The organism is Pseudomonas sp. LBUM1672 (assembly GCF_059695655.1).
Window position 1 is genome coordinate 1,124,077 of the sequence record NZ_CP166781.1, and the last position, 18,659, is coordinate 1,142,735.

An 18,659-nucleotide genomic window follows, 5' to 3' on the forward strand; every position below is an offset into this window, starting at 1 on the left:
TGGGTTACTTCAGGGCTGCGAGGATTGCATCCGGGTCATACCCGCGAATCAACGTCCCATTCACATCGATGATCGGAATCCCGCCGCCACCCAACGCCTCATAGGCCTTGCGCGCCTCGGCATCCTTTTCGATATCGAATTCCTGGTACGGAATGCCTTTCTGATCGAGAAAGCGCCGCGTCAGTTTGCAGTAGCCACACCACTCGGTCGCATAGAGCACGACACTGGCCTTGGCCTGGGTCTGCTCCGACACCACCTGCGAGGGGTTGAACACCCGCTCGATCTTGCCCCAGTTCTGATAGACCACAACCACCAGCAGGATCAGCAGGCATTTTTTCAGCACGCCGTTCAGCATCAGTTACGTCGCTTGAGCTGATCAGTCAGCTGAGTGGGTAGGCCTTTGATGATCAGCGTGCCGGCTTCTTCGTCGTATTCGATCTTCGAGCCCAGCAGGTGGGCTTCGAAGCTGATGGAAAGGCCTTCGGCGCGGCCAGTGAAGCGGCGGAACTGGTTCAAGGTGCGCTTGTCTGCCGGAATCTCTGGCGACAGGCCGTAGTCCTTGTTGCGAATGTGATCGTAGAAAGCTTTCGGGCGCTCTTCGTCAATCAGCTCCGAAAGTTCTTCCAGGCCCATCGGCTCGCCGAGCTTGGCCTGGCTGCTGGCGTAGTCCACCAGGGTCTTGGTTTTCTCGCGGGCAGACTCTTCCGGCAAATCTTCGCTTTCAACGAAATCACTGAATGCCTTGAGCAGGGTGCGGGTTTCGCCCGGGCCGTCGACGCCTTCCTGGCAGCCGATGAAGTCGCGGAAATACTCCGACACCTTTTTCCCGTTCTTGCCTTTGATGAACGAAATGTACTGCTTCGATTGTTTGTTGTTCTGCCACTCGGACACGTTGATCCGCGCGGCGAGGTGCAATTGGCCCAGGTCCAGGTGGCGGGACGGCGTCACGTCCAGCTGATCGGTCACTGCAACGCCCTCACTGTGGTGCAGCAAGGCGATCGCCAGGTAATCGGTCATGCCCTGCTGGTAATGCGCGAACAGCACGTGGCCGCCCACAGAGAGGTTCGACTCTTCCATCAGTTTTTGCAGGTGTTCCACCGCCACTCGGCTGAATGCCGTGAAATCCTTGCCGCCCTCGAGGTATTCCTTCAGCCAGCCGCTGAACGGATGCGCCCCGGACTCGGCATGGAAGAAACCCCAAGCCTTGCCTTGTTTGGCGTTATAGCTTTCGTTGAGGTCGGCAAGCATGTTCTCGATGGCGCTCGACTCGGCCAGTTCAGAGTCGCGAGCGTGGAGAACTGCAGGTGTGCCGTCGGGTTTTTTGTCGATCAGGTGGACGATGCAATGACGGATCGGCATGGGCTTCTCGGCTGATTGATGAGAGGAGGGCGCGCTCCCCCAAAAAGTGCCAAGTGTACCGCAACCACTGGTTTTGGCGCGGCTCGAAGGGCAATTCGCAGGCGTGCGGCGGCCCTTATGCAGTTTTTTCCCGTTTTAGAGCAATAAAGCTGACCAAATGGGTAGCTAGAGGCGGATATTTCCCCGTCTCTGTGCTAGTTTTGCCCCGTCTTACGCGAAGTCACTGCGTTAAGCGTGCATTCAGCATTTGTCAGGTCGAACCAAACCCTGATTTCGGTATCTATAACCCCGATCCCGTGGTTATTGGCCGAGGGTGCCAGATCCAGAAGATCGGGCTCGATGGCTGACACTGCACTCTGCAATCCATATGAATTTGATAGGGAAGGAACACTACATGGCTCTTACTAAAGACCAACTGATCGCCGACATCGCTGAAGCTATCGACGCGCCAAAAACCACCGCGCGTAACGCTCTGGACCAACTGGGCCAAATCGTTGCCGATCAGCTGGAAAACGGCGGCGAAATCACTCTGCCAGGTATCGGCAAACTGAAAGTGACTGAGCGTCCAGCCCGTACCGGCCGCAACCCTTCGACTGGCGCTGCCATCGAAATCGCTGCCAAGAAAGTTATCAAGCTGGTTGTGGCCAAAGGCCTGACCGACGCTGTTAACAAGTAAGACGCAGTAAAAAAAGCCGTGCTCCGGAGCGATCCGGGCACGGCTTTTTTGTGTCTGCGATTTGGCGATTGACCTGCAGCACCACTAAACCAATGTGGGAGCGAGCAAGCCCGCTCCCACAGTTGATCTGCGTTGGTCAGTTACCCTTGCGGGCCCAACGTTCACGCCACACCTGCTGCTCGGACTTGGTCTGGAAGGTCCAGGCGACGAAGCGGCTTTGCTTCTGGCCCTGGGACATTTCCACCACCTGGCTTTCCAGTACGCCGGCCTTTTTCAGCGCCGTCTGGATCGAAGGCAGGTTTGAAGCCTTCGACACCAGCGTGCTGAACCACAGGACCTTGTGCTGAAAGTGCGCACTCTCGGCGATCAGTTGCGTCACAAACCGGGCTTCGCCCCCTTCGCACCACAGTTCGGCCGATTGACCGCCAAAGTTCAATACGGGCAGCTTGCGTTTCGGGTCGGCGCGGCCCAGGGCGCGCCACTTACGCTCGCTGCCTTTGGTCGCTTCGTCCATCGACGCGTGGAACGGCGGGTTGCACATGGTCAGGTCAAAACGTTCGCCCGGTTCGAGCAAGCCCAGCAGGATGTGCTTGGGATTGCTTTGCTGGCGCAACTGGATGGCTTTGTTCAGCCCGTTGGACTGCACGATGGCTTTGGCCGCGGCTACGGCCGTCAGGTCGATTTCCGAGCCGAGGAAGTGCCAGCGGTAATCGCTGTAGCCGATCAATGGATAGACGCAGTTGGCGCCCATGCCGATATCGAGCACCTTGACCGGCGCGCCGCGTGGGATTTCGCCGTCGTTGACACTGGCCAGCAGGTCGGCCAGGAAATGCACGTAGTCAGCGCGCCCCGGAACCGGCGGGCAGAGGTAATCGGCTGGAATGTCCCAGTGAGCAATACCATAGAACGACTTGAGCAGCGCCCGGTTGAACACCCGCACCGCATCCGGGCTGGCGAAGTCGATACTTTCCTTGCCGTACGGGTTGATGATCACGAACTTCGCCAGTTCCGGCGTGGTTTTGATCAGCGCCGGGAAGTCGTAGCGACCCTGATGGCGATTGCGCGGGTGCAGGCTGGCCTTTTCACGCGGCTCAACGGCTTTGGCCGGGGTCGCGGTGTCAGGCTTCTTGCGCGCAGGTCTTGGTGTGCGGGGGGCGTTCATGGGCGTGGTCGATTCGGGTATGGCTGAAAGTGGCGGGTATTGTCCCACATTCAGGCCTTGTGAACCCAATACCTGTCGGAGCGGGCTTGCTCGCGAATGCGGTGTGCCAGGCAGCATTTAAGTTGACTGACACACCGCATTCGCGAGCAAGCCCGCTCCCACAGGGTGTAGTGGTGTTTCTGGGTAAGTAGCAGGCATAAAAAAGGAGGCCGTAACGGGCCTCCCTTTTCATTGCCATTTGCCGTTACAAACTGGCAATCCGCGCATGCTGCTCGGCCAGCTTGCCCAAAGCCTGTTCAGCTTCAGCCAGTTTGGCGCGTTCCTTCTCGATAACTTCGGCCGGAGCCTTGTCAACGAAACCGGCGTTCGACAACTTGCCTCCCACCCGCTGAACTTCACCCTGCAAACGCAGGATTTCCTTGTCCAGGCGTGCCAGTTCGGCGTCTTTGTCGATCAGGCCAGCCATCGGCACCAGCACCTCCATCTCGCCGACCAGTGCAGTAGCGGACAGCGGTGCTTCTTCACCGGCAGCCAACACCGTGATCGATTCGAGGCGCGCCAGTTTCTTCAACAGGGCTTCGTTCTCGGTGAGACGACGCTGATCTTCGGCGCTGACGTTTTTCAGGAACAGGTTCAATGGCTTGCCCGGACCGATGTTCATCTCGCCACGGATGTTGCGCGTGCCGAGCATCAGCTCCTTGAGCCATTCGATGTCGTTCTCGGCCGCCGGATCGATGCGCTCTTCATTGGCCACTGGCCAAGGCTGCAGCATGATCGTCTTGCCTTCGATACCGGCCAGCGGCGCGATGCGCTGCCAGATTTCTTCGGTGATGAACGGCATGAACGGGTGCGCCAGACGCAACGCGACTTCCAGTACCCGAACCAGCGTGCGACGGGTGCCGCGCTGACGTTCAACCGGGGCATTTTCGTCCCACAGCACAGGCTTGGAGAGTTCCAGATACCAGTCGCAATACTGGTTCCATATGAACTCGTACAAGGCTTGGGCGGCCAGGTCGAAACGGAACTGGTCGAGCTGACGGGTCACTTCGGCTTCGGTGCGTTGCAGTTGCGAGATGATCCAGCGATCTGCCAGCGACAGTTCGTAGGCTTCGCCGTTCTGGCCGCAGTCTTCGCCCTTGTCCAGAACATAACGCGCGGCGTTCCAGATCTTGTTGCAGAAGTTGCGATAGCCCTCGACGCGGCCCATGTCGAACTTGATGTCGCGACCGGTGGACGCCAGCGAGCAGAAGGTGAAGCGCAGGGCGTCGGTGCCGTAGCTGGCGATGCCGTCGGCGAACTCGTCGCGGGTCTGCTTCTCGATCTTCTTCGCCAGTTTCGGCTGCATCATGCCGGAGGTGCGTTTTTGCACCAGGTCTTCGAGCTCGATACCGTCGATGATGTCCAGCGGGTCCAGGACGTTGCCCTTGGACTTGGACATCTTCTGGCCTTGGCCATCTCGCACCAGACCGTGAACGTAAACGGTCTTGAACGGAACCTGCGGCGTGCCGTCTTCGTTTTTCACCAGGTGCATGGTGAGCATGATCATCCGGGCAACCCAGAAGAAAATGATGTCGAAACCGGTCACCAACACGTCGGTCGAGTGGAATTTCTTCAGGAATTCGGTCTGCTCAGGCCAGCCCAGGGTGGAGAAGGTCCACAGGCCCGAACTGAACCAGGTGTCGAGAACGTCGTTGTCCTGTTGCAGCGCAACGTCCGGGCCGAGGTTGTGCTTGGCGCGGACTTCGGCTTCGTCGCGACCGACGTAGACTTTGCCCGACTCGTCGTACCAAGCCGGAATCCGGTGACCCCACCACAACTGACGGCTGATGCACCAATCCTGGATGTCGCGCATCCACGAGAAGTACATGTTTTCGTATTGCTTGGGCACGAACTGGATGCGGCCGTCTTCAACGGCGGCAATCGCAGGCTCGGCCAGTGGTTTGGTCGACACGTACCACTGGTCGGTCAGCCACGGCTCGATGATGGTGCCAGAACGGTCGCCTTTCGGCACTTTCAGGGCGTGATCGTTGACGCTGACCAGCAGGCCGGCGGCGTCGAATGCGGCAACAATTTGCTTACGGGCTTCGAAACGGTCGAGGCCGGCGTATTCCGCCGGGATCTTGCCGTCGATGCTTTCGTTGAGCGTGCCGTCAAGGTTGAACACCTGACAGGCCGGCAATACAGCGGCGTTCTTGTCGAAGATGTTCAGCAGCGGCAGGTTGTGGCGCTTGCCGACTTCGTAGTCGTTGAAATCGTGGGCCGGGGTGATTTTCACGCAACCGGTGCCGAATTCAGGATCGCAGTAATCGTCGGCGATGATCGGGATACGGCGGCCGACCAGCGGCAGCTCGACAAATTTTCCGATCAAGGCTTTGTAGCGCTCGTCGTTCGGGTTCACCGCGACGGCGGCGTCGCCGAGCATGGTTTCCGGGCGAGTGGTCGCGACGATCAGGAAATCGTTGCCTTCAGCGGTCTTGACGCCGTCGGCCAGCGGGTATTTCAGGTTCCACAGGAAACCTTTCTCGTCGTGGTTTTCCACTTCGAGGTCGGAAATTGCCGTGTGCAACTTGGTGTCCCAGTTGACCAGACGCTTGCCGCGATAGATCAGGCCGTCTTCGTGTAAACGAACGAACGCTTCTTTAACGGCTTCCGAGAGGCCGTCGTCCATGGTGAAGCGCTCGCGGCTCCAGTCCACGGACGAGCCGAGGCGGCGGATCTGACGGCTGATGTTGCCACCGGACTGATCCTTCCATTCCCAGACTTTCTCAAGGAATTTTTCACGGCCCAGATCGTGACGGCTCTGGCCCTGAGCTTCGAGTTGGCGCTCCACCAGCATTTGCGTGGCGATACCGGCGTGGTCGGTGCCCGGCTGCCACAGGGTGTTGCGACCCTGCATGCGGCGGAAACGGATCAGGGCGTCCATGATCGCGTTGTTGAAGCCGTGACCCATGTGCAGGCTGCCGGTGACGTTAGGCGGCGGGATCATGATGGTGTAGGACTCGCCCGCGCCTTGCGGGGCGAAGTAATTCTCAGACTCCCAGGTGTTGTACCAGGAAGTTTCAATGGCGTGCGGCTGGTAGGTCTTATCCATGCGCGGCGGGACCCTATTGGCATTTATTCAGGAAAAGCCGGCAAGTATAGCGGGGCATGGGGCGCAGGGCGAGCGAGCAGGTGCCGAGCTGATCATCAAAAACTATGTCTATCGGATAGGGGCGGCGTTGCTTGTGTGGCGAAGGAGGGCCTGAGCATTTTTAATACTTCAGTTTTTGAGGCGAAGACTGGCGTGGTGTGCTTGTTGGTTATAAGTACTTTCTGATTGATTCCATATGGATCTATTTAACTGTTATTTCTGACAGTTGCTGAAGGCTGTGATGAGTATTAGTGTTGAAGGTGATCAGGTTGTTAATTACAACTTTGATTGTGCCGGTCTTTCAACTAAATAATATTTTATATAGGGAGTCTCGATATGAAACGGATGTTGATGGTCGCCGTCTGTATGGTGTTCACTGCAAGTGCGTTTGCTGTCACGCTTACCGGCATTCCGGAAGTGGATGAAGTGCTTCAAAACCGCAGTAAAGAGTACTATATGACTGATGCTACATGGCATGAAGTAACAAGGTTGCCACGTGAAATAGGTCCAACCAAGAACTTTGTTATTGTTGGCAATAATTCATCAAAAAGTACGTTCATTGATGGTGACGACTTTCCGCGGGTTGAAGTCAAGCCGGGATATGCTGCGACAGTTGTATATGATCGTGATCAAAAAAAATGGGTAACCGCGAGAAATGAAAAACAACCAGACGGTATGGGGCATGTGTCGCCGCCTGGGCAGTAGTCATCGTTCTTGTCTTGGGCTGCCGGGTAAAATCATTAGTCTAGCCCGGAAATAGGTTTTTCCTATTTCGCCCCAACACCCGATGCCTGCATCGGGTGTTTTATATTTCAGCGACTGTCGCGCTGCCTTCTCGCCGCTTAACTTTGATACTGACTGAGCAACCGTTCCATCCGCGCATCCAGCCGGCGCTTGATCTCGGTTTCGATGTGCGGGGCGAAGTCGTCGATTACGTCTTGCATGATCAACAGCGCGGCAGCGCGCAGTTCGCTATCGAGGTGCAGCAAGGCGTCAGGGCCTTTGCTGGCCGCCGGCGCCGTTTGCGCGGCAGGGGCGGGCGGTGTCGGTTCGACGGTCTGCGGCGCGCCGCCGACTGAATCGAACAACATTGGAATCTGTTCCTGGTCACCGTCATTGACCGTGTCGGTCAGCAGTGGCGGTTGCAGGTTGTCATCGCCGAGCAGTTGGCGGATCGACTCGAGGTCGTCCAGCAGGTGCGCGGACTTCTGTTGCGGTTTCGGAGTGTCCATCGGAATGCTCAGAGTCGCTGTAAACGGTGGTCTTGCAGAGGATAGCCCTGTTCGCGGTAGAAACGGAAACTCTCCCGCGCGGCCGCGCGAATCGTCGGATCTTCCACCACTACTTCCGCCACGCGGGCGAACTTGTTGGCGAATACCGGCACCTTCAGGTCGAGATTGACCAGCAGATCCTGATGCAGACCGCAGTCATCGCCAAGACCCAGGACAATCAAACCCTCTGGTTCGCTTTCGGCAGGACCATGGGGCACGAAGCTTTCACCCTTGAAGGCCCACAAACGTGCATCGAGATCCTCGCGCTGGGCGGCATCGCTGCAATGCAGGTAAATGCGGTGGCCCATGCGCCAGGCTTTCTCGGTGAGCTTGCAGGCGAAATCCAGCCGTGCCGACGGATCGGCGCTGGGCAGGATGTAGAAGTCGACTTTGGTCATTGCGGTTCCTGAGCCAGCAGCAGCGTCACCCGAAAGTGACGCCGCCGCGGGTCATCGGTTTCAGGCTTTGGCGCGGTCCAGCAGGTATTGGGTCAGCAACGGAACTGGACGGCCAGTAGCGCCCTTGTCCTTGCCGCCGCTGGTCCATGCGGTGCCGGCGATGTCCAGGTGCGCCCAGTTCAGGTTTTTGGTGAAGCGCGACAGGAAGCACGCGGCGGTGATGGTGCCGGCTTTCGGGCCGCCGATGTTGGCGATGTCGGCGAACGGGCTGTCCAGCTGCTCTTGGTACTCATCGAACAGCGGCAGTTGCCAGGCGCGGTCGTCGGCAGCCTTGCCGGCGCTCAGCAGTTGGCCGATCAGCTCATCGTTGTTGCCCAGCAGGCCGGAGGTGTGCGCGCCCAGTGCAACGACGCAAGCGCCGGTCAGGGTGGCGATGTCGATCACGGCTTGCGGCTTGAAGCGCTCGGAGTAGGTCAGGGCATCGCACAGCACCAGACGGCCTTCGGCGTCGGTGTTGAGGATTTCCACGGTCTGGCCGCTCATGGTGGTGACGATGTCGCCCGGACGCGAAGCGTTGCCGCTCGGCATGTTCTCGGCGCAGGCCAGGATGCACACCAGGTTGATCGGCAGTTTCAGCTCGAGCACGGCACGCAAGGTGCCGAACACGCTGGCAGCACCGCCCATGTCGTACTTCATTTCATCCATGCCCAAGCCAGGCTTGAGGCTGATGCCGCCGGTGTCGAAGGTGATGCCTTTGCCGACCAGTGCGTACGGCTTCTCGGATTTCTTGCCGCCGTTGTATTGCATGACGATCAGGCGTGGCGGCTGGGCGCTGCCTTGGCCGACTGCGTAGAACGAGCCCATGCCCAGGTCCTTGATCTTCTTTTCATCGAGGACTTCGACTTTCAGGCTCTTGAACTCTTTGCCCAGGTTCTTGGCTTGTTCGCCGAGGAACGTTGGATGGCAAATGTTCGGTGGCAGGTTGCCCAAGTTACGGGTGAACGCCATGCCGTTGGCGATCGCAGTGGCGTGGGCCACGGCGCGCTCGACTTCGGCCTGTGCAGCCTTGATGGTCACCAGAGTGATTTTCTTCAGGGAGCGAGGTTCAGCTTTCTGGCTCTTGAACTGGTCGAAGGCGTATTCGCCGTCCACCAGGGTTTCGGCCAGCAGACGGGTCTTGCCGTAGCTGTCGCGGCCTTTGACCACGACCTCGTCCAGCGCCAGCACGGCATCACTGCCGCCCAGGCCTTTAAGGGTATTGAGGACGCCGGCGATGATTTTGCGGAACGGGCGGTCGCCCAACTCTTCGTCTTTGCCCACGCCGACCAGCAGAACGCGTTCGGCCTTGAGGTTCGGCAGGCTGTGCAGCAACAGGCTCTGGCCGACTTTGCCAGCCAGGTCGCCGCGCTTGAGAACAGCGCTGATGGCGCCGCCGCTTAGTTCGTCGAGTTGTTTGGCGACGGCACCGAGCTTGCGGTCTTCGCCGACGGCGACCACCAGAGTGGCGGTCTTCAACGTTTCTGGGCTGACGCTTTTTACAACCAGTTCCATGTCCGGGTCCCTGAATTAATGGTCAACGTGCGCGGGCAAATCGGCGGCGCACAGACGCTTGCTTATAGATAGAAAGACGCAGGTCACGGCCCGCGACAAAGGCCGCAGTTTGAACCTCGCTCACTGCGCCTGACAACCCTCGGTTGTACGATCTTCAACGCATTACCCGCCTGCTTGAGCATGCGCAGTGACAGGCGCACCCAATCACAGGATAATGCGCCAACTTTTTCGGCGGCTCTGCCCTGCGGGCCGTCTGATACGTTTGCTTGTTTGGCCGCCTTAGCCTGACAACCCTGGAGTGTCTGGTTTGATTGTCTTCCGTTATCTGTCCCGCGAAGTCCTGTTGACCTTGAGCGCCGTCAGCGCCGTGCTGCTGGTCATCATCATGAGCGGTCGCTTCATCAAATACCTCGCCCAGGCGGCCTCGGGTCTGCTGGATCCGGGCTCCCTGTTTCTGATCATGGGCTTTCGCCTGCCGGGTTTCCTGCAACTGATCCTGCCGCTGGGCCTGTTCCTCGGGATCCTGCTGGCCTACGGTCGCTTGTACCTCGAAAGCGAAATGACCGTGTTGTCGGCCACTGGCATGAGCCAGCAACGTCTGCTTGCCATGACGCTGTTTCCGGCCACGCTGGTTGCGCTGGTCGTGGCCTGGCTGAGCCTGAGCCTGGCGCCACAAGGTGCCAATCAGTTCCAGCTGCTGCTGAACAAGCAGGATGCGCTGACCGAGTTCGATACCCTGGAGCCGGGTCGCTTCCAGGCCCTGCGCGACGGCACCCGGGTGACCTACACCGAGCAGCTATCGGATGACCGCATCAATCTGAACGGTGTGTTCATTTCGCAAAAAAACATCAACTCCGACAAGAAGGATCGCGGGATTTCCGTGCTGGTGGCCGAGAAGGGCCGTCAGGAAATCCGCCCTGACGGCAACCGCTACCTGATTCTCGACAACGGCTATCGCTACGACGGTAACCCGGGGCAGGCCGACTACCGGGCAATCAAGTACGAAGAGTACGGCGTATTGCTGCCCAAGCCGGACGTCAGCGACGAAGTCACCGACCGCGATGCAATGACCACCCGTTCCTTGATCGGCAGCGATGACATTCGTTCGCGCACCGAGCTGCAATGGCGTTTGTCCCTGCCGTTGCTGGTGTTCATCGTGACCCTGATGGCGGTGCCGCTGTCGCGGGTCAATCCACGTCAGGGCCGTTTCCTCAAGCTGCTGCCGGCGATTCTTCTTTATATGGCTTACCTGAGCATCCTGATTGCCGCACGCGGCGCCCTCGAAAAGGGCAAGATCCCGCCGGCGCTGGGGTTGTGGTGGGTTCACGCAATCTTCCTGGCCATTGGCCTGGGCTTGCTCTACTGGGAGCCGTTGCGCTTGAAGATGGCGAGTCGCCGCAGTGCGCTGGAGGTGGCCCGTGGTTAAGCTCGATCGCTACATCGGTAGCAGCGTATTCGTCGCCATCCTGGCGGTGCTGGGGATTATCCTTGGCCTGGCGACCCTGTTTGCCTTCATCGATGAGATGAGTGACGTCAGCGACACCTACACCTTGATGGACGTCTTGAGCTACGTCTTGCTGACCGCGCCCCGTCGTTTGTATGACATGTTGCCGATGGCAGCATTGATCGGTTGCCTGATCGGTCTGGGCAGCCTGGCCAGCCACAGCGAGCTGACCATCATGCGCGCCGCCGGTGTGTCGGTCGGCCGGATAGTCTGGGCGGTCATGAAGCCGATGCTGGTGCTGATGGTGGTGGGTGTGCTGATCGGCGAATACGTCGCACCGGCCACCGAAGTCACCGCTCAGGCCAACCGTTCCCTGGCTCAGGGTGGCGGCGATGCGCAGAGCGCCAAGCATGGTTTGTGGCATCGCCAGGGCGACGAGTTCATTCACGTCAACTCTGTGCAACCGAACGGTTTGCTGTACGGCGTCACCCGTTATCGTTTCGACAATGAGCGTCATATGCTGTCGTCCAGCTTCGCCAAGCGGGCGAAGTTCGATCAGGATCACTGGCAACTGAGCGACGTCACCACCACGCTGTTCCATGAAAAGAGCACCGAAGTGGTCACCACCCCGGTCGAGCGTTGGGATGTTGCCTTGAGTCCGCAACTGTTGAGCACGGTGGTGATGTCGCCGGACACCCTGTCGATCAGCGGCCTGTGGGGTTACATCCACTACCTGGCAGACCAGGGCCTGAGCAACGGCCGTTACTGGCTGGCGTTTTGGGTCAAGGTGTTGCAGCCGCTGGTAACCGCCGCGTTGGTACTGATGGCGATTTCCTTCATCTTTGGTCCGTTGCGCTCGGTGACTCTCGGTCAGCGGGTGTTCACTGGCGTGCTGGTCGGCTTCACCTTCCGTATCGTCCAGGATTTGCTGGGGCCTTCGAGCCTGGTGTTCGGTTTCTCGCCGCTGTTTGCGGTGCTGGTTCCGGCCGGTGTCTGTGCCTTGGCCGGTGTCTGGCTGTTGCGCCGAGCCGGCTGATCAGGGGGGTTCCTCGACCTCGCTGGTGATAAAAAACGCCCCTGTCGCAAGACCGGGGCGTTTTTGTAGGTGCCGTCTGACCTGTGAACGTGACGCTTGCGCCGTGGATCAGGTACAATTCCCGGCTATTTTTCGGCGGGCTATGCCTGCAGCCTTTTTGAGTGTTGATCCGTGAGTGATTTGAGTCATATCCGCAATTTCTCCATCATCGCCCACATTGACCATGGCAAGTCGACGCTGGCCGATCGCTTCATCCAGATGTGCGGCGGCCTTGCCGAGCGCGAAATGGAAGCCCAGGTGCTGGACTCCATGGACCTGGAACGTGAACGCGGGATCACCATCAAGGCCCACAGCGTCACCCTGTATTACACCGCTCGCGATGGCATCAAGTACCAGCTGAACTTCATTGACACCCCGGGCCACGTTGACTTCACCTACGAAGTCAGCCGGTCGCTGGCGGCCTGTGAAGGTGCGTTGCTGGTGGTCGATGCCGGTCAGGGCGTTGAAGCGCAGTCCGTTGCCAACTGCTACACGGCGATCGAGCAGGGCCTGGAAGTCATGCCGGTCCTGAACAAGATCGACCTGCCACAGGCCGATCCGGACCGCGTCAAAGAAGAAATCGAAAAAATCATCGGCATCGATGCCACCGATGCGGTCGAGTGCAGCGCCAAGACCGGCCTGGGCGTCGACGAAGTCCTCGAACGCCTGGTTCACACCATTCCTGCGCCGACCGGCAACTACGAAGATCCGCTGCAAGCGTTGATCATCGACTCCTGGTTCGATAACTACCTGGGCGTTGTTTCCCTGGTACGCGTGCGTCACGGTCGTGTGAAGAAGGGCGACAAGATTCTGGTCAAGTCCACCGGCAAGATCCACCTGGTGGACAGCGTCGGTGTCTTCAACCCGAAACACACCGCCACCGTTGACCTGAAGGCCGGCGAAGTGGGCTTCATCATTGCCGGCATCAAGGACATTCACGGTGCACCGGTGGGTGACACTCTGACCTTGAGCTCCACGCCAGACGTTGACGTGCTGCCAGGCTTCAAGCGCATTCAGCCGCAGGTCTACGCCGGCCTGTTCCCGGTCAGCTCCGACGACTTCGAAGATTTCCGTGAAGCCCTGCAAAAGCTCACGCTCAACGATTCGTCCCTGCAGTACACCCCGGAAAGCTCCGACGCCCTGGGCTTCGGCTTCCGTTGCGGGTTCCTCGGCATGCTGCACATGGAAATCATCCAGGAGCGCCTGGAGCGCGAGTACGACCTGGACCTGATCACCACGGCGCCGACGGTAATTTTCGAGCTGTTGCTGAAAACCGGTGAAACGATTTACGTCGACAACCCGTCGAAGCTTCCGGACGTGTCTTCGATCGAAGACATGCGTGAGCCGATCGTGCGGGCCAATATTCTTGTGCCGCAAGAGCACCTGGGCAACGTCATTACCCTGTGCATCGAGAAGCGTGGCGTGCAACACGACATGCTGTTCCTCGGGTCCCAGGTCCAGGTGACCTACGATATTCCGATGAACGAAGTGGTCCTGGACTTCTTCGACCGTCTGAAATCCACCAGCCGCGGCTATGCTTCGCTGGATTACCATTTCGACCGTTACCAATCGGCTAGTCTGGTGAAACTGGATGTGCTGATCAACGGTGACAAGGTCGACGCCCTGGCGTTGATCGTGCACCGGGACAATGCGCACTACAAAGGTCGCCAGTTGACCGAGAAGATGAAAGAACTGATTCCGCGCCAGATGTTCGACGTCGCGATCCAGGCTGCCATTGGCGGGCAGATCATTGCGCGGACCTCCGTCAAGGCTCTCAGAAAGAACGTATTGGCCAAATGCTACGGCGGTGACGTTAGCCGTAAGCGCAAGCTGTTGGAAAAGCAGAAGGCCGGTAAAAAACGCATGAAGCAAGTCGGCAACGTGGAAATTCCACAAGAAGCCTTCCTTGCGGTGCTCAGGTTGGATAGTTAGGTCCTATGTCACTAAATTTCCCGCTGTTGCTGGTCATCGCCGTGTTCGTCTGCGGCCTGTTGGCGTTGCTCGATCTGCTGTTCCTGGCGCCTCGGCGTCGGGCTGCCATCAACTCCTATCAGGGGAGCGTCAGCCAGGCTGACATGGTGGTCGTCGAGAAACTGAACAAAGAGCCGCTGCTGGTCGAATACGGCAAGTCGTTCTTCCCGGTGTTGTTCATCGTGCTGGTGCTGCGTTCGTTCCTGGTGGAACCGTTCCAGATTCCTTCCGGCTCGATGAAACCGACCCTGGATGTCGGCGACTTCATTCTGGTGAACAAGTTTTCTTACGGGATCCGCCTGCCGGTGATCGACAAGAAAGTCATCGAAGTCGGTGATCCACAGCGCGGCGATGTAATGGTGTTCCGCTACCCGAGCGATCCGAACGTCAACTACATCAAGCGTGTGGTGGGTCTGCCGGGTGACCAGATTCGCTACACCGCCGACAAGCGTCTGTTCGTCAACGGCGAATCGATTGCCGAACAGCTGGTCGGCTCAGAGCCGGGCACGCTGGGCAGTGCCGAGCTCTACAAGGAAAAACTCGGTGTCGCCGAACACCTGATCCGCAAGGAAATGAGCCGCTACCGCGCCACGCCGGACCATTCGTGGACCGTGCCGGCCGGCCACTACTTCATGATGGGCGACAACCGCGACAACTCCAACGACAGTCGCTATTGGGATGATCCGAGCATTCCCAAGGATCTGCTGGGCATGGTTCCCGACAAGAATATCGTCGGCAAGGCCTTCGCAGTCTGGATGAGCTGGCCGGAACCCAAACTCAGTCACCTGCCGAATTTCTCGCGGGTTGGCCTGATCAAGTAATCACACACGGCGCTGTTGAACACAGCGCCGAATGCATTTCTGGAGCCGCCACAATCGGCGCCGGACGCATGAAAACAATGATATTCAGGACGTAATTTTTGAACACAGCGTTAATTGTCCCAAGCCTGCGCCGCATCACGGCCATGGCGGTGGAATCCAGCCACGAACTCAGCGTGGGTAAACCGTGAGCGTCTCCTTAAGCCGTCTAGAGCGTCAGCTCGGCTACACCTTCAAGGATCAGGAACTGATGGTCCTGGCCCTGACTCACCGCAGCTTTGCCGGGCGCAACAACGAACGCCTGGAATTCCTCGGTGATGCCATCCTCAACTTCGTCGCTGGCGAGGCGCTGTTCGATCGCTTCCCGCTGGCGCGCGAAGGCCAGTTGTCGCGTTTGCGCGCACGTCTGGTGAAAGGTGAGACGCTGGCCGTACTGGCCCGCGGTTTCGATCTGGGCGAATACCTGCGCCTGGGCTCCGGTGAGTTGAAAAGCGGCGGTTTCCGTCGCGAGTCGATTCTGGCCGATGCCCTTGAAGCGCTGATCGGTGCGATCTACCTGGATGCCGGCATGGACATGGCGCGCGAGCGTGTTCTGGCCTGGCTGGCCGGTGAGTTCGAAGGCCTGACGCTGGTCGACACCAACAAAGATCCAAAGACCCGCCTGCAGGAATTCCTGCAATCGCGTGGGTGTGAGCTGCCGCGTTACGAAGTGGTGGATATCCAGGGTGAGCCGCATTGCCGGACGTTCTTCGTCGAATGTGAAATCACCTTACTGAATGAAAAAAGCCGAGGTCAGGGTGTGAGTCGTCGTATTGCCGAACAGGTAGCGGCCGCCGCAGCACTGATTGCCCTGGGTGTGGAGAATGGCAATGACTGATTCAACTGCAACTCGCTGTGGCTATGTTGCCATCGTCGGCCGTCCCAACGTGGGCAAGTCCACGCTGCTGAACCACATCCTGGGTCAGAAACTGGCGATCACCTCGCGCAAGCCGCAAACCACCCGCCATAACATGCTGGGCATCAAGACCGAAGGCGCCGTGCAGGCGATCTACGTCGACACCCCGGGCATGCACAAGGGCGGCGAAAAGGCTCTGAACCGCTACATGAACAAGACCGCTTCGGCGGCGTTGAAAGACGTCGACGTGGTGATCTTCGTGGTGGATCGCACCAAGTGGACCGACGAAGACCAGATGGTCCTCGAACGCGTCCAGTACGTGACCGGCCCGCTGATCGTGGCACTGAACAAGACCGATCGCATCGAAGACAAAGCCGAGCTGATGCCGCACCTGACCTGGTTGCAGGAACAGCTGCCCAACGCGCAGATCATGCCGATCTCGGCCCAGCACGGGCACAACCTCGAAACGCTGGAGCGTGTGATTGCCGGCTACCTGCCGGAAAACGATCACTTCTTCCCGGAAGACCAGATCACTGACCGCAGCAGCCGCTTCCTCGCTGCTGAACTGGTGCGCGAGAAAATCATGCGCCAGATGGGCGCCGAGCTGCCGTACCAGATCACCGTCGAAATCGAAGAGTTCAAGCAGCAGGGCAAAACCCTGCACATCCATGCCTTGATCCTCGTCGAACGTGACGGTCAGAAGAAGATCATCATTGGCGACAAGGGCGAGCGTATCAAACGCATCGGCACCGAGGCGCGCAAGGACATGGAGTTGCTGTTCGACTCCAAGATCATGCTTAACCTTTGGGTGAAAGTGAAAGGCGGCTGGTCCGACGACGAGCGCGCCTTGCGTTCGCTGGGTTACGGCGACCTGTAACACCGGATCCAGATACACCGAAGAACCCCTGTGGGAGCGAGCCTGCTCGCGATGAGGACCTGAAATTCAACATCACTGTTGACTGACAGACCGCAATCGCGAGCAGGCTCGCTTGTATGTTTAGACTTGAAGGGGTGGGTGGGACTACAGACTCGATTCTGACTCTGACCAGTACAGACTGTGGGAGACTTCTCGTCCCGCCCCTTCTACCCAAAGCGCCGATAAGGAATTCATCGGTAAACCGACGATAGAGACAAGCCAGCGCAACGGTAGACCCCAACAAGCACTTAAACCCTAGCTCCGAGGATTCGTCATGACAATCCTTACTTCGCAGACGGTTGTTGGTATCGATATCGCCAAGGCCCAAATTGCTGTCTATCGCACCGACCTGCAAATCATTCAAGACATCAAGAACGATCGAACCGCCCTCAAGCGTTGGCTTAAAACCCTGCCTGCCCAAAGCGCTATCGCCGTTGAAGCCACCAACATCTACCACTTGGACACGGTAGAGCTGGCCCATGAGATGGGTCATCAGGTCTACGTGGTGGATGCTTATCGCGTGAGTCATTACCGCCGTGGCGTTGGCCAACGAGCCAAGAACGATCCCTGCGATGCGCGTTTGCTGGCGCGTTACCTGGAGAATGAACAAAGCAAACTGCGGGTCTGGAGCCCGCCACCCAAGGCCTACAGCTCGCTGAAAAGCCTGCTTCACAGACGTGCAACGCTGATCCAGAACCATGCTGGGCTGATGTTGAGTTGGGCCAATGAACCCTTGTTGAAGAAAGTGCAGGTCGCTCAGCAGAAGGCGTTCAAGCAAGCGGATCAGGCGATTCAGAAACTGCTGCGCAAGGTCAGCAAAGAGGCGGGAATTGAGGCGAATATTGATCGCTGCAAAGCCATCGAAGGCGTTGGGGAACTGACCGCAACCGGGTTGGCGACGACCTTTATGCGGGGCGATTTTGCGAACAGCGATGCGTTCATCGCATTCCTGGGAATGGACTTGGCAGTCGAAGACTCCGGCAAGAAGAATGGGCAGCGGTACCTGACCAAAAAAGGAGATCCGGAGGTTCGTCGTTTGGCGTACAACGCCGCAATGGCGGCGTGTCGCTCGCCTAAATGGAAGCCGTTTTACGAGGCATACCTGGCTAGAGGCTTCTCGAAAACCCAGGCCTTGGTTGTCTTGGCCCGAAAGCTCTGTCGAGTGGCATTTGCCCTGATGAAAAATCAGAGCGAATACCTGTCAGCCTGAGAATTCAGGGTTGCCGGGCAACATAGAATCTCCCACATTGGTTTCTGGTCGTTTATAAGATCGCGTTTCTTCATTGAGAACTCCATGTCCCAGCCCATCGGCCAACCCGCCTACGTCCTCCACTCCCGCGCCTACCGCGAAAGCAGCGCGTTGGTGGACTTCCTCACGCCGCAAGGTCGGCTGCGGGCGGTATTGCGTAGCGCGCGGGGCAAGGCCGGGACATTGGCCCGGCCGTTCGTGCCGCTGGAAGTCGAGTTTCGCGGGCGGGGAGAGCTGAAGAACGTTGGGCGAATGGAAGCCGCCGGTGTTTCGACCTGGCTCAACGGTGAGGCGCTGTTCAGCGGCCTCTACCTAAACGAACTGCTGATCCGCCTGTTGCCTGCCGAAGACCCGCACCCCGGTGTGTTCGATCACTACGCCGCGACATTGCTCGCGCTGGCCGAAGGTCGCCCGTTGGAACCGTTATTGCGCTCTTTCGAGTGGCGCCTGCTCGACGACCTCGGTTACGGTTTCGCCCTGACCACCGACATCCACGGTGAGCCCATCGCCCCGGACGGCCTCTACCGTTTGCAAGTGGACGCCGGCCTGGAGCAGGTGTACCTGCTGCAACCCGGCCTGTTCAACGGCACCGAACTGTTGGCCATGGCCGAGGCCGACTGGACCGCACCCGGCGCATTGTCCGCTGCCAAGCGTTTGATGCGTCAGGCACTGGCCGTGCACTTGGGCGGCCGACCTTTGGTCAGTCGCGAACTGTTTCGCAAGCCATAGTCTTCCCCGTATGCT

The 18,659-nt window shown here is 58.7% G+C and carries 17 protein-coding genes; 10 read left to right on the forward strand and 7 right to left on the reverse strand.

All coding sequences use genetic code 11. The annotated features are described in order from the left end of the window. Positions 1-4: 4 nt before the first annotated feature. Together ACA053_RS04945 and yejK are read right to left on the reverse strand one after the other, a co-directional pair. Positions 5-355, reverse strand: a complete 351-nt coding sequence (locus ACA053_RS04945) for a glutaredoxin family protein (protein WP_497315757.1) — start codon at positions 353-355, stop codon at positions 5-7. Further along, positions 355-1,359, reverse strand: coding sequence for a nucleoid-associated protein YejK (gene yejK, locus ACA053_RS04950; RefSeq protein WP_010463075.1), 1,005 nt, complete (start codon positions 1,357-1,359; stop codon positions 355-357). The genes ACA053_RS04945 and yejK overlap by 1 nt, the downstream gene beginning before the upstream one ends. A gap of 394 nt (positions 1,360-1,753) precedes the next feature. Between yejK and ACA053_RS04955 the strand changes: the two genes are divergently transcribed. Beyond that, the gene (locus tag ACA053_RS04955) at positions 1,754-2,035 is read left to right on the forward strand and encodes an HU family DNA-binding protein (RefSeq protein ID WP_007905514.1); all 282 of its coding nucleotides are present in this window, start codon (positions 1,754-1,756) and stop codon (positions 2,033-2,035) included. 136 nt (positions 2,036-2,171) lie between these two features. Here the strand turns inward: ACA053_RS04955 and rlmF are convergent, their stop codons facing one another. Further along, a complete protein-coding gene (gene rlmF / locus ACA053_RS04960) occupies positions 2,172-3,197 on the reverse strand; it encodes a 23S rRNA (adenine(1618)-N(6))-methyltransferase RlmF (RefSeq protein WP_497394662.1) in 1,026 nt (341 codons plus the stop codon). Positions 3,198-3,441: 244 nt separating this feature from the next. Then, positions 3,442-6,288, reverse strand: a complete 2,847-nt coding sequence (locus ACA053_RS04965; RefSeq protein ID WP_497315761.1) for a valine--tRNA ligase — start codon at positions 6,286-6,288, stop codon at positions 3,442-3,444. A 375-nt stretch (positions 6,289-6,663) separates the two neighbouring features. On the opposite strand from ACA053_RS04965, the gene ACA053_RS04970 reads away from it, so the two are divergent. After that, positions 6,664-7,032, forward strand: a complete 369-nt coding sequence (locus ACA053_RS04970; protein ID WP_497394663.1) for a hypothetical protein — start codon at positions 6,664-6,666, stop codon at positions 7,030-7,032. Between the two features lie 137 nt (positions 7,033-7,169). Here the strand turns inward: ACA053_RS04970 and ACA053_RS04975 are convergent, their stop codons facing one another. Genes ACA053_RS04975 through ACA053_RS04985 form a run of 3 tightly spaced genes read right to left on the reverse strand, consistent with a single transcriptional unit; the run spans position 7,170 to position 9,547 of the window. Then, a complete protein-coding gene (locus ACA053_RS04975; RefSeq protein WP_109628114.1) occupies positions 7,170-7,559 on the reverse strand; it encodes a DNA polymerase III subunit chi in 390 nt (129 codons plus the stop codon). An 8-nt stretch (positions 7,560-7,567) separates the two neighbouring features. Further along, entirely contained in the window at positions 7,568-7,996 is a 429-nt protein-coding gene (locus ACA053_RS04980; protein WP_497394664.1) for a DNA polymerase III subunit chi, read from the reverse strand. Between the two features lie 60 nt (positions 7,997-8,056). Continuing rightward, entirely contained in the window at positions 8,057-9,547 is a 1,491-nt protein-coding gene (locus tag ACA053_RS04985; RefSeq protein WP_497315767.1) for a leucyl aminopeptidase, read from the reverse strand. 307 nt (positions 9,548-9,854) lie between these two features. Here ACA053_RS04985 and lptF point away from each other — a divergent pair, with 307 nt between their 5' ends. The 8 genes from lptF (at position 9,855) to recO (ending at position 18,644) form a co-directional block, all read left to right on the forward strand. Further along, positions 9,855-10,973: an LPS export ABC transporter permease LptF gene (lptF, locus tag ACA053_RS04990; RefSeq protein ID WP_109628117.1), complete on the forward strand. Its 1,119-nt coding sequence runs from the start codon at positions 9,855-9,857 to the stop codon at positions 10,971-10,973. Further along, positions 10,966-12,027, forward strand: a complete 1,062-nt coding sequence (lptG, locus tag ACA053_RS04995) for an LPS export ABC transporter permease LptG (protein WP_109628118.1) — start codon at positions 10,966-10,968, stop codon at positions 12,025-12,027. The genes lptF and lptG overlap by 8 nt, the downstream gene beginning before the upstream one ends. 171 nt (positions 12,028-12,198) lie before the next feature. After that, a complete protein-coding gene (gene lepA / locus ACA053_RS05000) occupies positions 12,199-13,998 on the forward strand; it encodes a translation elongation factor 4 (protein ID WP_090188076.1) in 1,800 nt (599 codons plus the stop codon). Positions 13,999-14,003: 5 nt separating this feature from the next. Beyond that, a complete protein-coding gene (gene lepB, locus ACA053_RS05005; RefSeq protein ID WP_109628119.1) occupies positions 14,004-14,858 on the forward strand; it encodes a signal peptidase I in 855 nt (284 codons plus the stop codon). 184 nt (positions 14,859-15,042) lie between these two features. Next, positions 15,043-15,732, forward strand: coding sequence for a ribonuclease III (rnc, locus tag ACA053_RS05010; RefSeq protein WP_010463056.1), 690 nt, complete (start codon positions 15,043-15,045; stop codon positions 15,730-15,732). After that, positions 15,725-16,627: a GTPase Era gene (gene era, locus ACA053_RS05015; RefSeq protein WP_008151577.1), complete on the forward strand. Its 903-nt coding sequence runs from the start codon at positions 15,725-15,727 to the stop codon at positions 16,625-16,627. The genes rnc and era overlap by 8 nt, the downstream gene beginning before the upstream one ends. A 313-nt stretch (positions 16,628-16,940) precedes the next feature. Continuing rightward, a complete protein-coding gene (locus ACA053_RS05020) occupies positions 16,941-17,876 on the forward strand; it encodes an IS110 family transposase (RefSeq protein WP_497394665.1) in 936 nt (311 codons plus the stop codon). Positions 17,877-17,960: 84 nt separating this feature from the next. Then, positions 17,961-18,644, forward strand: a complete 684-nt coding sequence (recO, locus tag ACA053_RS05025) for a DNA repair protein RecO (RefSeq protein WP_010463052.1) — start codon at positions 17,961-17,963, stop codon at positions 18,642-18,644. Positions 18,645-18,659: the final 15 nt, after the last annotated feature.